This window comes from Streptomyces sp. NPDC032198 (assembly GCF_040636975.1).
Lineage (GTDB): Bacteria > Actinomycetota > Actinomycetes > Streptomycetales > Streptomycetaceae > Streptomyces.
On the sequence record NZ_JBEZVL010000001.1, the window covers coordinates 63,381 to 82,189 of the forward strand.

Annotated in this window: 14 protein-coding genes and 1 riboswitch; of the genes, 13 read left to right on the top strand and 1 reads right to left on the bottom strand. The window is 73.7% G+C overall.

What is annotated here, in order from left to right; translation table 11 throughout:
• The first annotated feature begins 181 nt into the window (after positions 1–181).
• Positions 182–324, top strand: a riboswitch (cobalamin riboswitch).
• Positions 325–432: 108 nt separating this feature from the next.
• The 7 genes from AB0E78_RS00340 to cobI are packed head-to-tail and all read left to right on the top strand — an operon-like array spanning position 433 to position 11,333.
• Positions 433–1,374, top strand: a complete 942-nt coding sequence (locus AB0E78_RS00340; RefSeq protein ID WP_361826186.1) for a cobalamin biosynthesis protein — start codon at positions 433–435, stop codon at positions 1,372–1,374.
• A complete protein-coding gene (locus tag AB0E78_RS00345; protein ID WP_361826189.1) occupies positions 1,371–2,879 on the top strand; it encodes a cobyric acid synthase in 1,509 nt (502 codons plus the stop codon). The genes AB0E78_RS00340 and AB0E78_RS00345 overlap by 4 nt, the downstream gene beginning before the upstream one ends.
• Positions 2,876–6,550, top strand: coding sequence for a cobaltochelatase subunit CobN (gene cobN / locus AB0E78_RS00350; protein ID WP_361826192.1), 3,675 nt, complete (start codon positions 2,876–2,878; stop codon positions 6,548–6,550). The genes AB0E78_RS00345 and cobN overlap by 4 nt, the downstream gene beginning before the upstream one ends.
• Positions 6,551–6,596: 46 nt before the next feature.
• Positions 6,597–8,645 carry a putative cobaltochelatase gene (locus tag AB0E78_RS00355; RefSeq protein ID WP_361826195.1) on the top strand — a complete coding sequence of 683 codons (2,049 nt, stop codon included), beginning with the start codon at positions 6,597–6,599 and terminating at the stop codon, positions 8,643–8,645.
• Positions 8,645–9,253 carry a cob(I)yrinic acid a,c-diamide adenosyltransferase gene (cobO, locus tag AB0E78_RS00360; RefSeq protein ID WP_361826197.1) on the top strand — a complete coding sequence of 203 codons (609 nt, stop codon included), beginning with the start codon at positions 8,645–8,647 and terminating at the stop codon, positions 9,251–9,253. Before AB0E78_RS00355 ends, cobO begins: the two co-directional genes overlap by 1 nt.
• Positions 9,247–10,587: a cobyrinate a,c-diamide synthase gene (locus tag AB0E78_RS00365; protein ID WP_361826200.1), complete on the top strand. Its 1,341-nt coding sequence runs from the start codon at positions 9,247–9,249 to the stop codon at positions 10,585–10,587. The genes cobO and AB0E78_RS00365 overlap by 7 nt, the downstream gene beginning before the upstream one ends.
• Entirely contained in the window at positions 10,584–11,333 is a 750-nt protein-coding gene (gene cobI, locus AB0E78_RS00370; protein WP_361826202.1) for a precorrin-2 C(20)-methyltransferase, read from the top strand. The genes AB0E78_RS00365 and cobI overlap by 4 nt, the downstream gene beginning before the upstream one ends.
• Before the next feature lie 20 nt (positions 11,334–11,353).
• Here the strand turns inward: cobI and AB0E78_RS00375 are convergent, their stop codons facing one another.
• Positions 11,354–12,085: a ZIP family metal transporter gene (locus AB0E78_RS00375; RefSeq protein ID WP_361826204.1), complete on the bottom strand. Its 732-nt coding sequence runs from the start codon at positions 12,083–12,085 to the stop codon at positions 11,354–11,356.
• A gap of 101 nt (positions 12,086–12,186) precedes the next feature.
• Between AB0E78_RS00375 and cobM the strand changes: the two genes are divergently transcribed.
• From cobM to cobC, 6 genes are read left to right on the top strand one after another with little or no spacing between them, the layout of a single operon-like run.
• Positions 12,187–13,011 (top strand): precorrin-4 C(11)-methyltransferase, encoded by an 825-nt coding sequence (gene cobM / locus AB0E78_RS00380; protein WP_361826206.1) that lies wholly within the window; start codon positions 12,187–12,189, stop codon positions 13,009–13,011.
• The gene (cbiE, locus tag AB0E78_RS00385; RefSeq protein WP_361826208.1) at positions 13,008–14,282 is read left to right on the top strand and encodes a precorrin-6y C5,15-methyltransferase (decarboxylating) subunit CbiE; all 1,275 of its coding nucleotides are present in this window, start codon (positions 13,008–13,010) and stop codon (positions 14,280–14,282) included. The genes cobM and cbiE overlap by 4 nt, the downstream gene beginning before the upstream one ends.
• Positions 14,279–16,012: a precorrin-3B C(17)-methyltransferase gene (gene cobJ, locus AB0E78_RS00390; RefSeq protein ID WP_361826211.1), complete on the top strand. Its 1,734-nt coding sequence runs from the start codon at positions 14,279–14,281 to the stop codon at positions 16,010–16,012. The genes cbiE and cobJ overlap by 4 nt, the downstream gene beginning before the upstream one ends.
• On the top strand, positions 16,009–16,665 hold the full coding sequence (locus AB0E78_RS00395) for a precorrin-8X methylmutase (protein WP_361826213.1): 657 nt from the start codon (positions 16,009–16,011) through the stop codon (positions 16,663–16,665). The genes cobJ and AB0E78_RS00395 overlap by 4 nt, the downstream gene beginning before the upstream one ends.
• Entirely contained in the window at positions 16,662–17,600 is a 939-nt protein-coding gene (locus tag AB0E78_RS00400) for a sirohydrochlorin chelatase (protein ID WP_361826215.1), read from the top strand. The genes AB0E78_RS00395 and AB0E78_RS00400 overlap by 4 nt, the downstream gene beginning before the upstream one ends.
• Positions 17,584–18,672, top strand: a complete 1,089-nt coding sequence (gene cobC, locus AB0E78_RS00405) for an Rv2231c family pyridoxal phosphate-dependent protein CobC (RefSeq protein WP_361826218.1) — start codon at positions 17,584–17,586, stop codon at positions 18,670–18,672. Before AB0E78_RS00400 ends, cobC begins: the two co-directional genes overlap by 17 nt.
• Positions 18,673–18,809: the final 137 nt, after the last annotated feature.

Sequence of the window (18,809 nt, forward strand, 5' to 3'; positions counted from 1 at the left end):
GTGTGTGGTTCTCGTTCTTTTAGGTCTCGGTTTTGGGGGGGGGGGGGGGGGGGGTGGGGGGGGGGGGGCCCCCCCCCCCCCCCACCCCACTCTCTTGTCCGTGGGCCCGGCAAGGAGCCGTCAGAGGCCCGGCTGTGGGCCTCAGCACACTCTCCCGTCGCAGGTCAACGGCGAGTTGACGGGCCTTCGCGGGCCGTGGTGGACTGCCGGAGCCAATACGGCAGCAGGAGAGGAAGCCGGTGCGAATCCGGCGCGGTCCCGCCACTGTCATCGAGGAGCTGACTCCTCGGAAGCCAGGAACTCTCGCCGCCGATCACGTCGAACCAGGGCGCGGACACCCTGAGTGAGGACATATCGCCATGCGCGGCCGCCCGTTGCAGGACCAGTTCCCGAGCGTGAGCTCCCCTCTCGGCACAACGGCCGGCTGAACCGATGCGTGCCGATCGCGACTTCGCGTACGGCGCCGCCGCCGGCCTCCTCGGTGATCTGTTCCTCGGCGATCCCCGCCGCGGGCATCCGGTCGCCGCGTTCGGGCGGGCCGCCGCTGCCGTCGAGCGTGTGCTGTGGCGTGACCACCGCGGGTGGGGCGCCCTGCATGCCGTGGTGTGTGCCGGAGGTGCGGCCGGTGCCGCCGTCCTGGCCTCTTCCCTTGTACGTGACTCGCGCGCCGCGTCCGTCGCGCTGACCGCCGCCACCACCTGGGCCGTGGTCGGCGGCACCTCGCTGGGGCGTGAGGCGCGGGCCGTCGGCGGGGCGCTGGCCGCCGGGGACATCGAGGTGGCGCGGGAGCGGCTGCCGCATCTGTGCGGCCGGGATCCGCAGGCACTTGACGCCGACGGCATCGCGCGCGCCGTGGTCGAGTCCGTCGCCGAGAACACCTCCGACGCCGTGGTCGGGGCGCTCGTGTGGGGCGCCGTCGGCGGCGTTCCCGGGCTCGTCGCCTTCCGCGCCGTCAACACCCTCGACGCCATGGTCGGGCACAAATCCGCGAGGTACCGGCGCTACGGCTGGGCCTCCGCGCGGCTCGACGACGTACTGGGATGGCCCGGGGCCCGGCTCACCGCCGTGCTCGCGGCTGCCGCCGGGGACTCGCCGCGGGGAGCCCTGCGCGCCTGGCGCGGCGATGCGGCGAAGCATCCGAGCCCCAACGCGGGGCCCGTCGAGGCCTCCTTCGCCGGGGCGTTGGGCGTACGGCTCGGGGGGACGCTCTCGTACGCGGGGCGCGTCGAGCACCGGCCCGTCCTGAACGGGGACGGGCGGGGCGTCGAAGTCACCGACATCGAGCGGGCCGTGAAGCTGTCGCGGCGGGTCGGGCTGCTGGCCCTGGGCGTCGCCGCGGCCGTGAGCACACTACGGAAAGGCAGGGCCTCATGAGCGGTGGACTGCTCGTCGCCGGGACGACGTCCGACGCGGGGAAGAGCGTCGTCACCGCCGGGATCTGCCGGTGGCTGGCGCGCAAGGGGGTCTCCGTCGCGCCCTTCAAGGCGCAGAACATGTCCCTCAACTCCTTCGTCACGCGCGAGGGTGCCGAGATCGGGCGGGCCCAGGCCATGCAGGCGCAGGCCGCCCGGGTCGAGCCGAGCGCGCTGATGAACCCCGTGCTGCTCAAGCCGGGCAGCGACCGCAGCAGCCAGGTCGTCCTGATGGGCAAGCCCGTGGGCGAGATGAGCGCGCGGGGCTACCACGGCGGGCGGCAGGAAGCGCTGCTCTCCACCGTCGTGGGATGCCTGGAGGAACTTCGGGGCAGCTATGACGCCGTGATCTGTGAAGGCGCGGGCAGTCCCGCCGAGATCAATCTGCGGCGTACGGACATCGTGAACATGGGGATCGCGCGGGCCGCCCGCTTCCCGGTGGTCGTGGTGGGAGACATCGACCGCGGGGGCGTCTTCGCCTCCTTCTTCGGGACGACCGCGCTGCTCAGCGCCCAGGACCAGGAGCTGGTCGCCGGGTATCTCGTCAACAAGTTCCGGGGCGACGTCTCGCTGCTCGAACCGGGGCTCGACATGCTCCATGAGCTCACCGGGCGGCGGACGTTCGGTGTGCTGCCGTTCCAGCACGGCCTGGGCATCGACGAGGAGGACGGGCTCCGGGTGTCCCTGCGGGGCGCCGTGCGGGAGTCCGTGGTCGCTCCCCCGGTCGGTGCGGACGTGCTGCGGGTCGCCGTCTGTGCCGTACCGCTGATGTCGAACTTCACGGACGTGGACGCGCTGGCCGCCGAACCGGGCGTCGTCGTGCGGTTCGTGGACCGGGCCGAGGAACTCGTCGACGCCGACCTGGTGATCGTCCCAGGCACGCGCGGGACCGTGCGCGCCCTGGAGTGGCTGCGCGAACGCGGCCTCGCGGACGCGATCGCCCGGCGTGCTGCGGAGGGGCGGCCCGTGCTCGGGATCTGCGGCGGCTTCCAGGTGCTCGGCGAGCACATCGAGGACGACGTCGAGTCGCGGGCGGGCGCCGTGGACGGGCTCGGGCTGCTGCCCGTGCGCGTGCGGTTCGAGCGGGAGAAGACCCTCGCGCGGCCCGTCGGCGAGGCCCTCGGAGAACCCGTCGAGGGGTACGAGATCCATCATGGCGTCGCTCAAGTCCTGGGCGGGGAGCCTTTCCTGGACGGCTGCCGCGTCGGCGAGGTGTGGGGCACGCACTGGCACGGCTCCCTGGAGTCCGACGCGTTCCGGCGGCGTTTCCTCACCGAGGTGGCCCGCGCCGCCGGGCGCCGTTTCGTGCCCGCGCCCGACACCAGCTTCGGCGCACTGCGCGAGGAGCAGCTCGACCTGCTCGGCGACCTGATCGAAGAACACGCGGACACGGACGCGCTGCTCAGCCTGATCGAGACCGGCGCACCCGCCGGTCTCCCCTTCATCGCACCGGGGGCACCCTCATGACCGTCCTGCTTCTGTCCACCGCCGACACGGACCTCCTTGCCGCCCGTGCCTCCGGCGCCCCCTACCGCATCGGCAACCCGACCCGGGTCGACGTGCAGGACGAGCTGCCCGCGCTGATCGAGGGCGCGGACGTCGCCGTCGTACGCCTGCTCGGCGGCAAGCGTGCCTGGGAGGACGGGCTCGCGGCGCTGAAGGCCGCCGGGATCCCGACGGTGCTGCTCGGCGGCGAGGCCGTGCCGGACGCGGAGCTGATGGCCGAGTCGACCGTGCACGCCGGGTCGGTGGCGGAAGCCCTGCGGTATCTCGTCGAGGGCGGCGCGGAGAACCTGCGTGAGCTGGTGCGGTTCCTCAAGGAGGACGTCCTCGCGGCGGGACCCGCGCGCTCCGGTGACGCCCATGAGCGGCAGAGCGCCGAGCCGAAGAAGATGCCCGAGTACGGGGTGCACGGCACGCGCCCGTTCGTCGAGGGCCGGCCGACCGTGGGTGTGCTCTTCTACCGGGCGCACCAGCTCTCCGGGAACACCGGCTTCGTCGACACGCTGTGCGAGGCGATCGAGGCGCGGGGCGCCAACGCCCTTGCCGTGTACTGCGGTTCGCTGCGCGGCGCGGACGCGGGACTGTACGAGATCCTGGGGCGGGCGGACTCCCTGGTCGCCACCGTCCTCGCGGCGGGCGGCACGCACGCCTCGGGCGCGAGCGCGGGCGGCGACGAGGAGGCGTGGGACATCGGCGCGCTCGCCGACCTCAACATCCCTGTCCTGCAAGGACTGTGCCTGACCTCCTCGCGTGCCACGTGGGACGCGTCGGACGCCGCGCTTTCCCCCATGGACGCGGCCATGCAGGTCGCGATCCCCGAGTTCGACGGCCGCATCATCACTGTGCCGTTCTCCTTCAAGGAGCAGGGCCCCGACGACGTACCGGTGTACGTCGCCGACCCCGAGCGCGCCGCCCGGGTCGCCGGAATCGCCCTGCGCCACGCCCGGTTGAAGCACAAGCCGAACGCGGAGAAGAAGCTCGCCCTGGTCTTCACCGCGTACCCGACCAAGCACTCGCGCGTCGGCAACGCGGTCGGCCTGGACACCCCCGCGTCGGCGGTGCGCGTCCTGGACTCGCTGCGGGACGCCGGGTACGTCGTCGAGGGACACCCGGACAACGGCGACGAGCTCATCCACCGGCTCATCAACGCCGGTGGCCACGACGTCGAATGGCTCACCGAGGAGCAGCTGGCGGCCGCCCCCGCGCGCGTGCCGCTCGCCGACTACCGGGCGTGGTTCGACACGCTGGCCCCGGAGCTGCGCGACGGCATGCTGCAGGCGTGGGGCGAGCCGCCCGGCAACCTGTACGTGGACGGCGACGACATCGTCCTCGCGTCCCTGCAGTTCGGGAACGTCGTCGTGATGATCCAGCCGCCGCGCGGCTTCGGCGAGAACCCGATCGCGATCTACCACGACCCCGACATGCCGCCCTCGCACCACTACATGGCGGCCTACCGCTGGCTGGAGATGTCCTTCGGCGCCGACGCGGTCGTCCACATGGGCAAGCACGGCACGATGGAGTGGCTGCCGGGCAAGGGCCTCGGCCTGAGCGGGGGCTGCGCCCCGGACGCGGTGCTCGGCGAGCTGCCGCTGATCTACCCGTTCATCGTGAACGACCCGGGTGAGGGCACCCAGGCCAAGCGGCGCGGGCACGCGACCGTGGTGGACCACCTGGTGCCGCCGATGGCGCGCGCGGACACGTACGGTGATCTGGCGAAGCTGGAGCAGCTGCTCGACGAGTACGCGCTGGTCAGCGACCTGGACCCGACGAAGGCGCCTGCGGTGCGGGCGCAGATCTGGACGCTCGTGAAGGCCGCCGAGCTCCACCACGACCTGCACGTGGACGAGCAGCCCGACGACACCGCCTTCGACGAGTTCGTCATGCACATCGACGGCTATCTGTGCGAGATCAAGGACGTGCAGATCCGCGACGGTCTGCACATCCTCGGCGGCGGCCCGGAGGGCGAGGCCCGCGTCAACCTGGTCCTCGCCGTGCTGCGCGCCTCGCAGGTGTGGGGCGGTCAGGCCAACGCCCTGCCCGGTCTGCGGGCCTGTCTCGCCGAGCACTTCGGGCTGAGCGAGAAGGAGCTGCTCGCCGAGCCGGGCGCCGCGGTGAAGGTCGCCGACGGTCTCACCTCGCTGGTCGACGGGCCCGCGCGGTCCGGCGCGGACGCCCTGGACCTCCTGGAGCAGCTCTGCCGCCGCCTCGCGGAGGGCATGGAGGAGCGCGGCTGGGAGCTCGCCGCCGTGCGGGAGCTCGTACGGGACGTGGTCGGCGTCGAACTGCCCCCCGCCGTGGCCGTGTTGGGCTTCGCCTGCGAGGAGGTCGTGCCGCGCCTGGCCCGCACCACGGACGAGATCGGGCACATCCTGCTGGCGCTCGACGGCGGATTCGTCCCGGCCGGGCCTTCCGGTTCGCCCACGCGCGGGCTCGTGAACGTGCTGCCGACCGGCCGCAACTTCTACTCCGTCGACCCCAAGGCGATCCCCTCGCGCCTCTCGTGGGAGGTCGGCCAGTCCCTCGCCGACTCGCTGATCGCGCGCTATCTGGCGGACACCGGTGACTACCCGAAGTCGGTCGGCCTGACCGTGTGGGGCACGTCGGCGATGCGCACGCAGGGCGACGACATCGCGGAGATCCTGGCGCTCCTCGGCTGCCGTCCCGTGTGGGACGACGCGTCGCGGCGCGTGACCGGCTTCGAGATCGTGCCGGTGGAGGAGCTCGGGCGGCCCCGCATCGATGTGACGGTGCGGATCTCCGGCTTCTTCCGCGACGCGTTCCCGCACGTCATCGGCCTGATCGACGACGCGGTGCGAGCCGTGGCGGAACTGGACGAGGAGCCTGAATCCAACTACGTACGGGCGCACGCCGACGAGGACACCGGCGAGCACGGTGACCGCAGGCGCGCCACCTCCCGCATCTTCGGCTCCAAGCCGGGCGCGTACGGCGCCGGTCTGCTTCCGCTGATCGACGCGCGGAACTGGCGCAGCGACGCCGACCTCGCCGAGGTGTACGCGGTGTGGGGCGGCTACGCCTACGGGCGCGGCCTCGACGGCAAGGCCGCGCGCGGTGACATGGAGACGGCCTTCCGGCGGATCGCCGTGGCCGCGAAGAACGTGGACACCCGGGAGCACGACCTGGTCGACGCGGACGACTACTTCCAGTACCACGGCGGCATGGTCGCCATGGTGCGGCACCTGACGGGTGAGTCGCCCGAGGCGTACGTCGGCGACTCCGCGACGCCCGACCAGGTGAAGACCCGCACGCTCGGCGAGGAGACCCACCGCGTCTTCCGGGCCCGCGTGGTCAACCCCCGCTGGATGGCGGCCATGCGGCGCCACGGATACAAGGGGGCCTTCGAGATGGCCGCCACCGTCGACTACCTCTTCGGGTACGACGCCACGGCGGGCGTGGTCGACGACTGGATGTACGAGAAGCTCTCCGCCGAGTACGTCTTCGACCCCGAGAACCGGGAGTTCATGCAGAAGTCCAACCCCTGGGCGCTGCGCGGGATTTCCGAGCGGCTGCTCGAAGCGGCCGAGCGCGGGCTGTGGGCCGAGCCGGACGCGGGAACCCTGGAGCGGCTCCGGGCCACCTACCTTGAGCTTGAGGGCGAGCTGGAGGGGGACGGGTGAGGCCCGCCGTCCCCTGCCCCGCCCTGGACCACGCAATGGAGGCCTTGTGAGTACCCCCTATCCGTTCACCGCCCTCGTCGGACAGGACGACCTGCGGCTCGCCCTGCTGCTCAACGCCGTGTCCCCCGCCGTCGGCGGCGTGCTCGTGCGCGGCGAGAAGGGCACCGCCAAGTCCACGGCCGTGCGGGCCCTTTCGGCCCTCCTTCCGCAGGTGCCCGTCGTGGCCGGCTGCCGGTTCTCGTGCGACCCGGCCGCCCCCGACCCCGCCTGCCCCGACGGTCCGCACGACGCGGGCGGGGCCACCGTGCGGGACGCGCGGATGGTCGAACTGCCCGTCGGAGCCTCCGAGGACCGCCTGGTCGGGGCGCTGGACATCGAGCGTGCGCTCGCCGAGGGCGTCAAGGCCTTCGAGCCGGGGCTGCTCGCCGACGCCCACCGCGGCATCCTCTACGTCGACGAAGTGAACCTGCTGCACGACCACTTGGTCGACCTGCTGCTCGACGCCGCCGCCATGGGCGCCTCGTACGTCGAGCGCGAGGGCGTCTCCGTGCGCCATGCCGCGCGGTTCCTGCTCGTGGGCACCATGAACCCCGAAGAGGGCGAACTGCGCCCGCAGTTGCTCGACCGGTTCGGACTCACCGTCGAGGTCGCCGCGTCGCGGGAGACCGACCAGCGCGTCGAGGTCGTACGGCGACGGCTCGCGTACGACGACGACGCGGAGGGGTTCGCCGCGCGGTGGCACGACGAGGAGTCCGCGCTGCGGTCCCGGATCGTCGCGGCGCGCGCCCTGCTTCCCCACGTACGGCTCGGCGACGGGGCGTTGCGGCAGATCGCGGCCACCTGCGCAGCCTTCGAGGTCGACGGGATGCGGGCCGACATCGTGATGGCGCGTACGGCGACGGCCCTGGCCGCCTGGGCCGGACGCGAGGACGTGCTCGCGGAGGACGTGCGGCAGGCCGCGCTCCTCGCGCTGCCGCACCGGCGCCGCCGCAACCCCTTCGACGCGCCGGGCCTCGACGAGGACAAGCTCGACGACACGCTGGAGCAGTCGGCCGACGACGAGGGCGACGGCGGGGACGACGACCCGGACGGCGGCGGCCCCGGTGGCGGCGGCCGGCCGCCGGAGGGCGGGCCCGACACCCCTGAAGGCACCCCCGACGCCTCCGACGCTCCCGCCACGGAGAGCGAGGGCGGTGAAGCAGGGCAGGACGAGAACGCCTCCCCCGCGCAGTCCCCGGCCGCCGGTGGCGGCGAGCAGCAGGCCGTGCGAGCCGCGGAGCCGTTCCGCACCAAGATGCTGAGCGTGCCCGGCCTGGGTGAGGGTGCCGCGGGGCGCCGCTCCCGGGCGCGGACCGAGCACGGGCGGACCACCGGGGCCCGGCGGCCCCAGGGGGCGCTCACCAAGCTGCACCTGGCGGCCACCGTGCAGGCCGCGGCCCCGCATCAGCGGGCGCGCGGGCGCTCCGGGCGGGGGCTCGTCGTGCGGCGGGACGATCTGCGGCAGGCGACGCGGGAGGGGCGTGAGGGCAACCTCGTGCTCTTCGTCGTGGACGCCTCCGGGTCCATGGCCGCCCGGCAGCGCATGAGCGCCGTGAAGGGCGCGGTGCTCTCCCTGCTGCTTGACGCGTATCAGCGGCGGGACAAGGTCGGGCTCATCACCTTCCGGGGTGCGGACGCCACCGTGGCGCTGCCCCCGACCTCCTCCGTGGACGCCGCCGCCGCCCGACTGGAGACGCTGCCCACCGGCGGGCGTACGCCCGTCGCCGCCGGACTGCTCAAGGCGCACGAGGTGCTGCGGGTGGAGAAGCTGCGGGATCCCGCGCGGCGGCCGCTGGTCGTGGTTGTGACGGACGGGCGGGCCACGGGTGGCGTGGAGCCGGTGGCCCAGGCGGGGCGTGCGGCGCGGCTGTTCGGGGCGGCCGGGATCGCTTCCGTGGTCGTGGACTGCGAGTCGGGGCCCGTGCGGCTCGGGCTCGCCGGGCAGCTCGCGGGTGAGCTCGGCGGGACCGCCGTGACGCTCGACGAGCTGCGGGCCGAGTCCATCGCCGGGCTCGTCAAGGACGTACAGGGAACTCGGATGAGGAGCGTGGCCTGATGCCGCAGGGGCAGCCGAGCGTGGTGCCGGACGACGGGCTCACCACGCGTCAGCGGCGCAACCGTCCGCTGGTGATCGTGCACACCGGGATCGGCAAGGGGAAGTCCACCGCCGCGTTCGGGCTCGCGCTGCGGGCCTGGAATCAGGGGTGGCCCATCGGGGTCTTCCAGTTCGTGAAGTCGGCGAAGTGGAAGGTCGGCGAGGAGAACGCCCTCAAGGTCCTCGGGGCCTCCGGCGAGGGCGGGTCCGTCGACTGGCACAAGATGGGCGAGGGCTGGTCGTGGATCCAGCGCGCGCCCGCCGAGGGCGAGCAGAGCAACGAGGAGAAGGCCCGCGAGGGCTGGGAGCAGGTCAAGCGCGACCTCGCCGCCGAGACGTACCAGCTGTACGTTCTCGACGAGTTCGCCTACCCCATGCACTGGGGCTGGATCGACGTGGACGAGGTCGTCGAGACCCTCCGGACGCGCCCCGGCAACCAGCACGTGATCATCACCGGGCGCAACGCGCCCGAGGCCCTGGTCGGCTTCGCCGATCTCGTCACCGACATGTCCAAGGTCAAGCATCCGATGGACGCCGGGCAGAAGGGCCAGAGGGGCATCGAGTGGTAGCTCGGCTTGTGGTCGCAGCGCCGTCTTCCGGAAGCGGGAAGACGACCGTCGCCACGGGGTTGATGGCCGCGTTCACGGCGGCCGGGCTCGCCGTGTCCCCGCACAAGGTGGGGCCCGACTACATCGATCCCGGGTATCACGCGCTGGCCACGGGACGCCCCGGCCGGAATCTCGACGCGTACCTGTGCGGGCCCGACATGGTGGCGCCGCTGTTCGCGCACGGGGCCCGCGGGTGCGACCTCGCGGTGGTCGAGGGCGTCATGGGGCTCTACGACGGCGCTTCGGGGCAGGGTGAACTCGCCTCCACCGCGCAGGTGTCGAAGCTGCTGCGGGCGCCCGTCGTCCTCGTCGTCGACGCGTCCTCGCAGTCCCGGTCCGTGGCCGCGCTGGTGCACGGCTTCGCGTCCTGGGACCCGGAGGTGCGGATCGGGGGCGTGATCCTCAACAAGGTGGGCTCCGCGCGCCACGAGGAGCTCCTGCGCGAAGCCCTGGACGAGTCCGGGGTGCCGGTCCTCGGGGCGCTGGGGCGGGCCCCGCAGGTGCGGGCGCCCTCCCGGCACCTGGGGCTCGTGCCGGTGGCCGAGCGGCGGGCCGAAGCCGTGGATTCGGTGGCCGCGCTGGCCGCGCAGGTGCGGGAGGGGTGCGACCTGGACGCGCTGCTCGCCCTGGCCCGCAGTGCCCCCACGCTGGGCGCCGAGCCCTGGGACCCGGGTCCTGCTGCCGCCGGTGGCACGCGGCCCGTCGTCGCCGTCGCCGGTGGCGCCGCGTTCTCCTTCTCGTACGCCGAGCACGCCGAGCTGCTCGAAGCCGCCGGAGCCGAGGTCGTCACCTTCGATCCGCTGCACGACGAGGAACTGCCGCCGGGCACCGCCGGACTGGTCATCGGGGGCGGATTCCCCGAGGTGTACGCGCCGGAGCTCTCCGCCAACGAGCCGCTGCGCAAGGCCGTCGCCGAACTGGCCCTGAGCGGCGCGCCCGTGGCCGCCGAGTGCGCCGGACTGCTCTATCTGACCCGGGAGTTGGACGGGAAGCCGATGTGCGGGGTGCTCGACACGCACTCCCGCATGTCCGAGCGGCTGACCCTCGGCTACCGCGAGGCCGTCGCCGTCTCGGACAGTTCCCTCGCGGCCGCCGGGACCCGGATGCGCGGGCACGAGTTCCACCGCACCGTCGTCGAACCGGGCGCCGGGGCGGTCGCCGCCTGGGGGATGCACGCTCCTGAGCGGCGCCTCGAAGGCTTCGTACAGCAAGGTGTGCACGCGAGTTACCTGCACACGCATTGGGCCGCCGAACCCGGTATCGCCCGTCGGTTCGTAGAGAGGTGCGGAGCATGAGCAGCAAGCTGACCGGTGTCGGGGTCGGGCCCGGAGACCCGGAGCTCGTCACCGTCAAGGGCGTCAACGCCCTGCGCGCCGCCGCCGTCGTCGTCGTGCCCGTCATGGCCGCGGTCGACGGGACGGACGGCGGGGAGCGCGGCCGTGCCGAGGCGACCGTGCTGCACTATGTCCCCGAGGACAAGGTCGTACGCGTCGTGTTCGCGCTCAACGAGCGCAGCGACCGGCAGCGCCGCGAGGCCGCGTGGGACGCCGCAGGCCAGCGGGTCGCCGCGCTGCTGCGGGAGAACGGCTCGGTGGCGTTCGCGACGATCGGCGACCCCAACGTGTACTCGACGTTCACCTACCTCGCGCAGACCATCGCGGAGCTCGTGCCCGGCGTCGAGGTGGAGACCGTGCCCGGGATCACCGCCATGCAGGACCTCGCCGCGCGCAGCGGTGCCGTCCTCACCGAGGGCACCGAGCCGCTGACGCTGGTGCCGGTGACCGCGGGCGCCGCCGTGCTCAAGGACGCGCTCGCCGGGCCCGGCACGGTCGTCGCGTACAAGTTCGGGCGGCTCGCCCATGAGGTGGCCGCCGCGCTGCGGGAGACCGGGCGGATCGACGACGCGGTGTGGGGTTCCGCCCTGGGGCTGCCCGAGGAGTCCGTCCAAGGGGCCGCCGACCTCGGTGACGCCCCGCTGCCCTATCTGTCGACCCTCATCGCGCCCGCGCGGCGCGAGGGCGGCCGGGGCGGGAAACTGTGACCTCGGCGCATGCCGCGGCCTCACTCCGCGATGCCCACCACCAGCCAGATGAACGCCGCTCCCGCCACCGTGCACAGCAGCGTCGAGCGGGCCGGGTGCTCGTGGTGCGCCTCCGGCAGGATCTCCGCGGCGGCCAGGTAGAGCAGCGCTCCGCCGAAGAAGCCGAGATATCCGCCGAGCAGTTGCTCCGGAATGGTGAACAGGAGCGTCGAGGCGGCGCCCGCCACGGGGGCCACCGCGTCCGCGAAGAGCATCGCGAGGGCCTTGCGGCGGGCGTTCCCGTACAGGCTGGTGATCGTGTACGTGTTGAAGCCGTCCGCGAAGTCGTGGGCGATGACCGCGAGCGCCACGGCCGTCCCCATGCCTCCGCCCACCTGGAACGCGGCGCCGATCGCTACGCCGTCCATGGCGCTGTGACCGACCATCGCAGCGGCCGCCGTCAGGCCCACCTGGGGGACCCGGCCGTTCGTGTGCTCGTCCCCGCCGTGCGCGGCGTGCCGGCCCGCGAGGAGCCGTTCCACGAGGTGCGCGGCGAGGAAGCCCGCGACGAACAGGAGCAGCGCCGCCGGTACGCCGAAGACGGGGGCGCCCGCGGCGTCCAGCGCCTCCGGCAGCAGGTCGAGGCCGACCACGCCGAGCATCAGACCGCCCGCGAGCCCGAGGACGAGGTGGCGCCGGTCAGTGACCCGCTGGGCCGTCCAGCCGCCCACCAGGGTCATCACGAAAGCGCCGAGCGCCACGAACACCGCCATGCGCCCTTGCTAGCCGATTGACCCCCTGCCCCGCACGTCCGACATCCGGCCGCGGGGCGACAACCGCTCGATTCTGTCCGTTCACGAGAGGAACCACACCCATGGCCGACGCCGAAGCCACCACCGGCAAGGTGACCTTTGTCGGGGCAGGGCCCGGCGCAGCCGACCTGCTCACCTTCCGGGCCGCGCGAGCGATCGCGGACGCCGATGTCGTCATCTGGGCGGCAAGCCTCGTACAGCCCGAAGTACTCGAACACGCGCGTGCAGGCGCAGAGATCCTCGACTCGGCGACGATGTCCCTCGAAGAGGTGGTCGCCGTCTACGAGCGGGCCGCCGCCGAGGGCCTGAAGGTGGCCCGCATCCACTCCGGCGACCCGGCCCTGTGGGGCGGCACGCAGGAGCAGGTCGACCGGTGCGCCGATCTGCGGGTGGAGACCGAGATCGTGCCCGGCGTCTCGTCGTTCTCGGCGGTCGCGGCGATCGCGCAGCGCGAGCTGACGGTCCCCGAGGTCGCGCAGTCCGTGATCCTCACCCGGCTCGGCGGCGGCAAGACGCCGATGCCGCCCGGCGAGGAGGTACGGGAGTTCGCGCGGCACGGCACGACGATGGCGCTGTTCCTCTCCACGGCCCGCAGCGGCCAGCTGGTGCGGGAGCTCCTGGAGGGCGGCTACCCGACGACCACGCCCGTCGTCATCGCGTACCAGGCGACGTGGCCCGAGGAGCTCATCCTGCACTGCACCATCGAGACCCTGGAGGAGACGGTCAAGGAGCACAAGCTCTGGAAGCACACCCTCTTCCTGGTCGGCCCCGCGCTCGCCGCGCACGGCACCCGCTCGCACCTGTACCACCCGGGCCACTTCCACGGCTTCCGCAAGGCCGACCCGCAGGCGCGGGCCGCGCTACGCGCCGAGAAGGCCACTTCATGATCACTGTCGTCGGTACGGGGACGGGGGCGCCGCTCGACACGGCCGCCCTCGACGCGGTGCGCGCCGCGAGCCTCGTGGTGGGCGCACGGCGGCACATCGACGCGGCCGGGCCGCCGCCGGGGACGGCCCGCGTGGTGATGGGGCCGCTCGCCCCCGCGCTCGACGCCATCGAGGAGCGGCTGGCGAAGGCGGACCCGGCGGACGGCGGTGTCGTCGTGCTCGCCTCCGGGGACCCCGGGTTCTTCGGGATCGTGCGGGCGCTCGCCGAGCGGTTCGGGCCCGCCGAGCTGGACATCCGGCCCGGCGTCTCGTCCGTCGCCACCGCCTTCGCGCGGGCCGGGCTCCCGTGGGACGACGCGGTGGTGGTGAGCGCGCACGGGCGCGATCCGCGCACCGCCGTGAACGCCTGCCGCGCGCACCCCAAGGTGGCCGTCCTGACCGGCCCCGGCGGCGGCCCCGCCGAGCTGGGCGCCGAGCTGATGCGCCGCGCCGACACCCGCACCCTGGTCGTGGCCTCCGCCCTGGGCGACCCGGTGCACGAGCGCGTCGAGCGGGTCACGCCGGCCGAGGCCGCGGGCCGTGACTGGGGCGGCGCGGTGAGCGTCGTCCTCTGCCTGGACGAGGAGCGGGTCCTGGCGCCGGTGCGGACCGTCGCCGGGGCGCGGCTCACCCCCGACCGATGGGCCCTGGGCGAGGACGAGTTCACGCACCGCGACTCGATGATCACCAAGTTCGAGGTGCGGGCGCTCGCCCTGGCCAGGCTCGGGCCGCGCCTCGGTGACCTCGTGTGGGACATCGGCGCGGGATCGGGGTCGGTCGCCGTGGAGTGCGCGCGGTTCGGGGCGGCCGTCGTCGCCGTGGAGAAGACCGCCGACGGCGTCGAGCGCGTCCGGGCGAACGCCGCCGCGCACGGTGTCGACGTACGGGCCGTGCACGGGGCCGCGCCCACCGTCCTGTCCGATCTCTCGGACCCGGACGCCGTGTTCATCGGCGGCGGCGGCCGTGAGCTGCCCGCCATAGTGGCCGCGTGCGCGCGCCGTGCGCGACGGACCGTCGTGGTCGCCCTGGCCGCGATCGACCGGGTGCCCGCGGTCCGGGCCGCGCTGAGCGGTGCCGGGTACGACTGCGACGGGGTGCTGCTGCAGTCGTCGCGGCTCGCGCCGCTGCCCGGTGGGGTCTCGCGGCTCGCCGCGGCCAATCCGGTCTTCCTGGTGTGGGGCACCCGCCCCACATCTTCCTTGCCTGACCTGTCTGAAGGAGTAGTTCAGTGATCGGCCTGATCTCCGCCACGTCGGCGGGCGGCGCGGCACGCGACCGCGTCGCCGCGACATGGCCCTCGCGGACGCGGGTGTACGAGGGTCCCGTTCGGGAGGCCTTGGAGCAGGCCTTCGCGGAGTGCGAGCAGGTGGTGTGCTTCCTCGCCACCGGCGCCGTGGTGCGCCTTGCCGCGCCGCTCCTGCGGGGCAAGGACGTCGACCCCGGGGTCGTGTGCGTCGACGAGGCCGGGCGTTTCGCGGTCGCGCTGCTCGGCGGCCACGAGGGGGGCGCCAATGCCCTTGCTCATGAGGTGGCGGACGTCCTGGGGGCCACGCCCGTCGTGACGACGGCGACCGACTCCGTGGACGCGGCGGGGCTCGACACGCTCGGCCTGCCGGTGGAGGGGGACGTCGCCGGGGTCACCCGCGCGATCCTCGACGGCGAACCGGTCGCGCTGGACGCGGAGTTGGCCTACCCGCTGCCCGCGTTGCCGTCCAACGTCACACCGGGGCAGGGACACCCGGTCATCCGGGTGTCGGACCGGGTGTGCGAACTCGGTCCGGGTGAGGTCGTGTTGCGGCCCGGCTCGCTCACCGTGGGCGTGGGCGCCAGCAAGGGTGCTCCCGTCGAGGAAGTCCTCGGGCTCGTCGAGGACACCCTGCGTGACGCGGGGCTCTCCCCCGCGTCCGTCGCCGCGCTGGCGACCGTCGACGCGAAGGCGGAGGAGCCCGGCATCGTCGGGGCCGCCGCGCGCCTCGGGGTGCCGGTGGTGACGTACCCGGCCGACGAGCTGGCCGCCATCGAGGTGCCGAACCCGTCCGACGCGCCGCTCGCCGCCGTCGGTACGCCCTCCGTGGCGGAGGCCGCGGCACTGCGCGGCGGCGGTGAACTCCTGGTACCCAAGCGGAAGTCGGCGCCCGAGGGCCGTGCGCCCATGGCGACCTGCGCGATCGTGCGCAAGGAGCCCCGCGGGCGGCTCGCCGTGGTCGGGCTCGGTCCCGGCGCCCGCGATCTGCTGACGCCGCGCGCCCGCGAGGAACTGCGCAGGGCCTCGGTCCTGGTCGGCCTCGACCAGTACGTCGACCAGATCCGTGACCTGCTCAGGCCCGGCACGAAGCTCATCGAGTCCGGCCTCGGCGCCGAGGAGGAGCGGGCCCGTACCGCCGTCGCGGAGGCCCAGAAGGGGCAGGCGGTCGCGCTGATCGGGTCCGGTGACGCGGGCGTGTACGCGATGGCGTCGCCCGCGCTCGCCGAGGCGAGCGACGACATCGACGTCATCGGCGTGCCCGGCGTGACGGCCGCGCTCGCCGCCGCGGCGATCCTGGGCGCCCCGCTCGGCCACGACCACGTGTCCATCAGCCTGTCCGACCTGCACACTCCGTGGGAGGTCATCGAGCGCCGGGTGCGCGCGGCGGCGGAGGCGGACATCATCGTCACCTTCTACAACCCGCGCAGCCGGGGCCGCGACTGGCAGCTCCCGAAGGCCCTGTCGATCCTGGCCGGGCACCGGGAGCCGTCGACGCCCGTGGGCGTGGTGCGCAACGCGTCCCGCCCGGACGAGTCGGCGCGGCTGAGCACGATCGGTGAACTCGACCCGTCGATCGTCGACATGATGACGGTCGTGACCGTCGGCAACACCGCGACCCGCGAGATCGCGGGCCGCATGGTGACCCCGCGCGGCTACCGCTGGCAGCACGCGGCCACCCCTTCGGACCCGGCCGCCCCTTCGGAGGTGACCAAGTGACCCGTGTCGTCCACCCCATCGAGCAGGAGTCGTTCCGGCGGCTGCGGGCCCGCCTGGACACCTCGCACTTCGCGCCGCTGACCCGCGCGGTCGTGGAGCGCGTCATCCACTCCGCGGCCGACCTCGACTACGCGACGGACCTCGTCACCGACGAGGCCTCCCTCGTGACCGCCCACGCGGCGCTGCACGCGGGTGCGCCCGTGGTCGCCGACGTGGAGATGGTCGCCGCGGGCATCACGAAGCGGCAGACGATCTGCCGCCTCAAGGACGCCAAGTCCCATGCGGGCCTTACCCGTTCGGCCCACGCGATCCGCCTCGCGTACGAGGAGGTGGGCCCCGGCGCGATCTGGGTGATCGGCTGCGCGCCGACCGCCCTGGAGGAGCTGCTCGTACTCGACGCGGCGCCCGCCCTGGTGATCGGCCTGCCGGTCGGCTTCGTGGGGGCCGCGGAGTCCAAGGCGGCGCTGCGCGAGAGCGGGCTTCCCGCCGTCAGCAATGTGTCGGAGAAGGGCGGTTCGGCGGTGGCCGCGGCGGCGCTGAACGCGTTGCTGTACCACCCGGCGCCGTCCGACGAGGCCTCACTGCCACACCACCCCGCGCCGTCTTCCGGTGCGAACGAAACAACCCCCGAAGCATCCAAGGAGTCCCAGTGACCACCCCGCCCGCACTGCTCATCGCCGGACACGGCACCCGTGACGAGGCCGGGGCGGCCGCCTTCCGGGACTTCGTGCAGGAGCTCGCCCGCCGCAACCCCGAACTCCCGGTCGCCGGCGGCTTCATCGAACTGTCGCCGCCGCCGCTGGGCGACGCCGTCACCGACCTCGTGGACCGGGGCGTCAAACGCTTCGCGGCCGTCCCCTTGATGCTGGTGTCGGCCGGGCACGCCAAGGGCGACATCCCCGCGGCCCTCACCCGCGAGAAGGAGCGCCACCCCGGCATCTCGTACACCTACGGCCGCCCGCTGGGCCCGCACCCCTCGCTCCTGAAGGTCCTGGACCGCCGCCTGGACGAGGCGCTCGGCGGCACGGCCCGCACGCCGGAGGACCGCGCGGACGTCACGGTGCTGCTCGTGGGCCGCGGTTCGACCGACCCGGACGCCAACGCCGAGGTGCTCAAGGCGGCGCGGCTGCTGTGGGAGGGGCGCGGTTACGCGGGCGTGGAGACGGCGTTCGTGTCGCTCGCGGCGCCGGACGTGCCGTCGGGCCTGGACCGCTGTGTGCGTCTCGGCGCGAAGCGGATCGTGGTCCTGCCGTACTTCCTGTTCACCGGCATCCTGCCGGACCGGGTCCGCCAGCAGACGGACGGCTGGGCGGCGGCGCACCCCGATATCGAGGTGCGCTCGGCGGACGTGATCGGCCCCGAGGAGGAGCTGCTCGACCTCGTCATGGAGCGCTACCGCGAGGCGGTCAAGGGCGATCTGCGGATGAACTGCGACTCCTGCGTCTACCGCATCGCGCTGCCCGGCTTCGAGGACAAGGTGGGGGCCCCGCAGCAGCCGCACTTCCACCCGGACGACGACGGGGACCACGCGCACGGCCATGGCCACGGTCACGGCCACCACCACGGATCCCATGCGCACTCCCACTGAGACCGGCCCCGGGGCCGAGGCCGGGTACGACGGCGAACCGGACCTACGGCATCACGGGGATGCCGAGGTCCGGGGCGCCGACGGCCTCACCGACCTCGCGGTGAACGTCCGCGCGGACACCCCGCCCGCCTGGCTGAAGCGGCACATCGCCGCCTCGCTCGACGGCCTCGCCGCCTATCCGGACGGCGGGGCGGCGCGGGCCGCGGTGGCGCGGCGGCACGGTGTGACGCCGGACCGGGTGCTGCTCACGTCGGGCGCCGCGGAGGCGTTCGTACTCCTCGCCCGCGCCCTGAAGGCACGTCAGCCGGTGGTGGTGCACCCGCAGTTCACCGAGCCGGAGGCGGCGCTGCGGGACGCGGGGCATGCGGTGGGGCGGGTGCTGCTCCGGGAGGAGGACGGCTTCCGCCTCTCGGGGGCGGCCGTCCCCGAGGACGCCGACCTGGTGGTGATCGGCAACCCGACGAACCCGACGTCGGTCCTCCACCCGGCGGCCTCGATCGCCGAACTCGCCCGCCCCGGGCGGGTGTTGGTGGTGGACGAGGCATTCATGGACGCGGTGCCGGGTGAGCGTGAGGCCCTTGCGGGCCGCACGGACGTACCGGGTCTGGTCGTCCTGCGCAGCCTCACCAAGACGTGGGGTCTGGCGGGGCTGCGGATCGGCTACGTCCTGTCCGACCCGGAGACGATCGACGCCTTGTCGCGGGCGCAGCCGCTGTGGCCCGTCTCCTCCCCCGCGCTGGCGGCGGCGGAGGCCTGCGTGACGCCTGCGGCGCTTGCGGAGGCTTCGGTGGCGGCGGTGCGGGTGGCTCGGGATCGGGCCCATCTCCTGGCCGGACTGCGGGAGTTGGCCCCCTTCGGGGTGCGGGCCGTGGAGCCCGCGGAGGGCCCTTTCATCCTGCTCCGTGCTCCTGAGGCCGCGGCTCTTCGGGAACGGCTCCGGGAACGGGGCTTCGCCTTGCGGCGGGGGGATACGTTCCCGGGCCTAGGGGCTGAGTGGCTTCGGGTGGCGGTGCGGGACCGGGGGACGAGTGATCGGCTTTTGGGGGCGGTCCGGGGGTTGTTGGGGGGCTGATTTTCCCCAACCCCGCCCCTTACCGAAAACTCGCTGGCGCGACGGTCTTGGCCTTGCGTGCTGTCATCACCGGCTCCGCCGAGTTCGTCCTCAAACGCCGGACGGGCTGAAACCAATCAGCCCGGCCGGTGTTTGAG

Excerpts from the sequence above, each read along its gene's own strand:
- AB0E78_RS00340 (WP_361826186.1), top strand. The coding sequence starts at position 433 with ATGCGTGCCGATCGCGACTTCGCGTACGGCGCCGCCGCCGGCCTCCTC.
- AB0E78_RS00345 (WP_361826189.1), top strand. The coding sequence starts at position 1,371 with ATGAGCGGTGGACTGCTCGTCGCCGGGACGACGTCCGACGCGGGGAAG.
- cobN (WP_361826192.1), top strand. The coding sequence starts at position 2,876 with ATGACCGTCCTGCTTCTGTCCACCGCCGACACGGACCTCCTTGCCGCC.
- cobO (WP_361826197.1), top strand. The coding sequence starts at position 8,645 with ATGCCGCAGGGGCAGCCGAGCGTGGTGCCGGACGACGGGCTCACCACG.
- cobI (WP_361826202.1), top strand. The coding sequence starts at position 10,584 with ATGAGCAGCAAGCTGACCGGTGTCGGGGTCGGGCCCGGAGACCCGGAG.
- AB0E78_RS00375 (WP_361826204.1), bottom strand. The coding sequence starts at position 12,085 with ATGGCGGTGTTCGTGGCGCTCGGCGCTTTCGTGATGACCCTGGTGGGC.
- cobM (WP_361826206.1), top strand. The coding sequence starts at position 12,187 with ATGGCCGACGCCGAAGCCACCACCGGCAAGGTGACCTTTGTCGGGGCA.
- cbiE (WP_361826208.1), top strand. The coding sequence starts at position 13,008 with ATGATCACTGTCGTCGGTACGGGGACGGGGGCGCCGCTCGACACGGCC.
- cobC (WP_361826218.1), top strand. The coding sequence starts at position 17,584 with ATGCGCACTCCCACTGAGACCGGCCCCGGGGCCGAGGCCGGGTACGAC.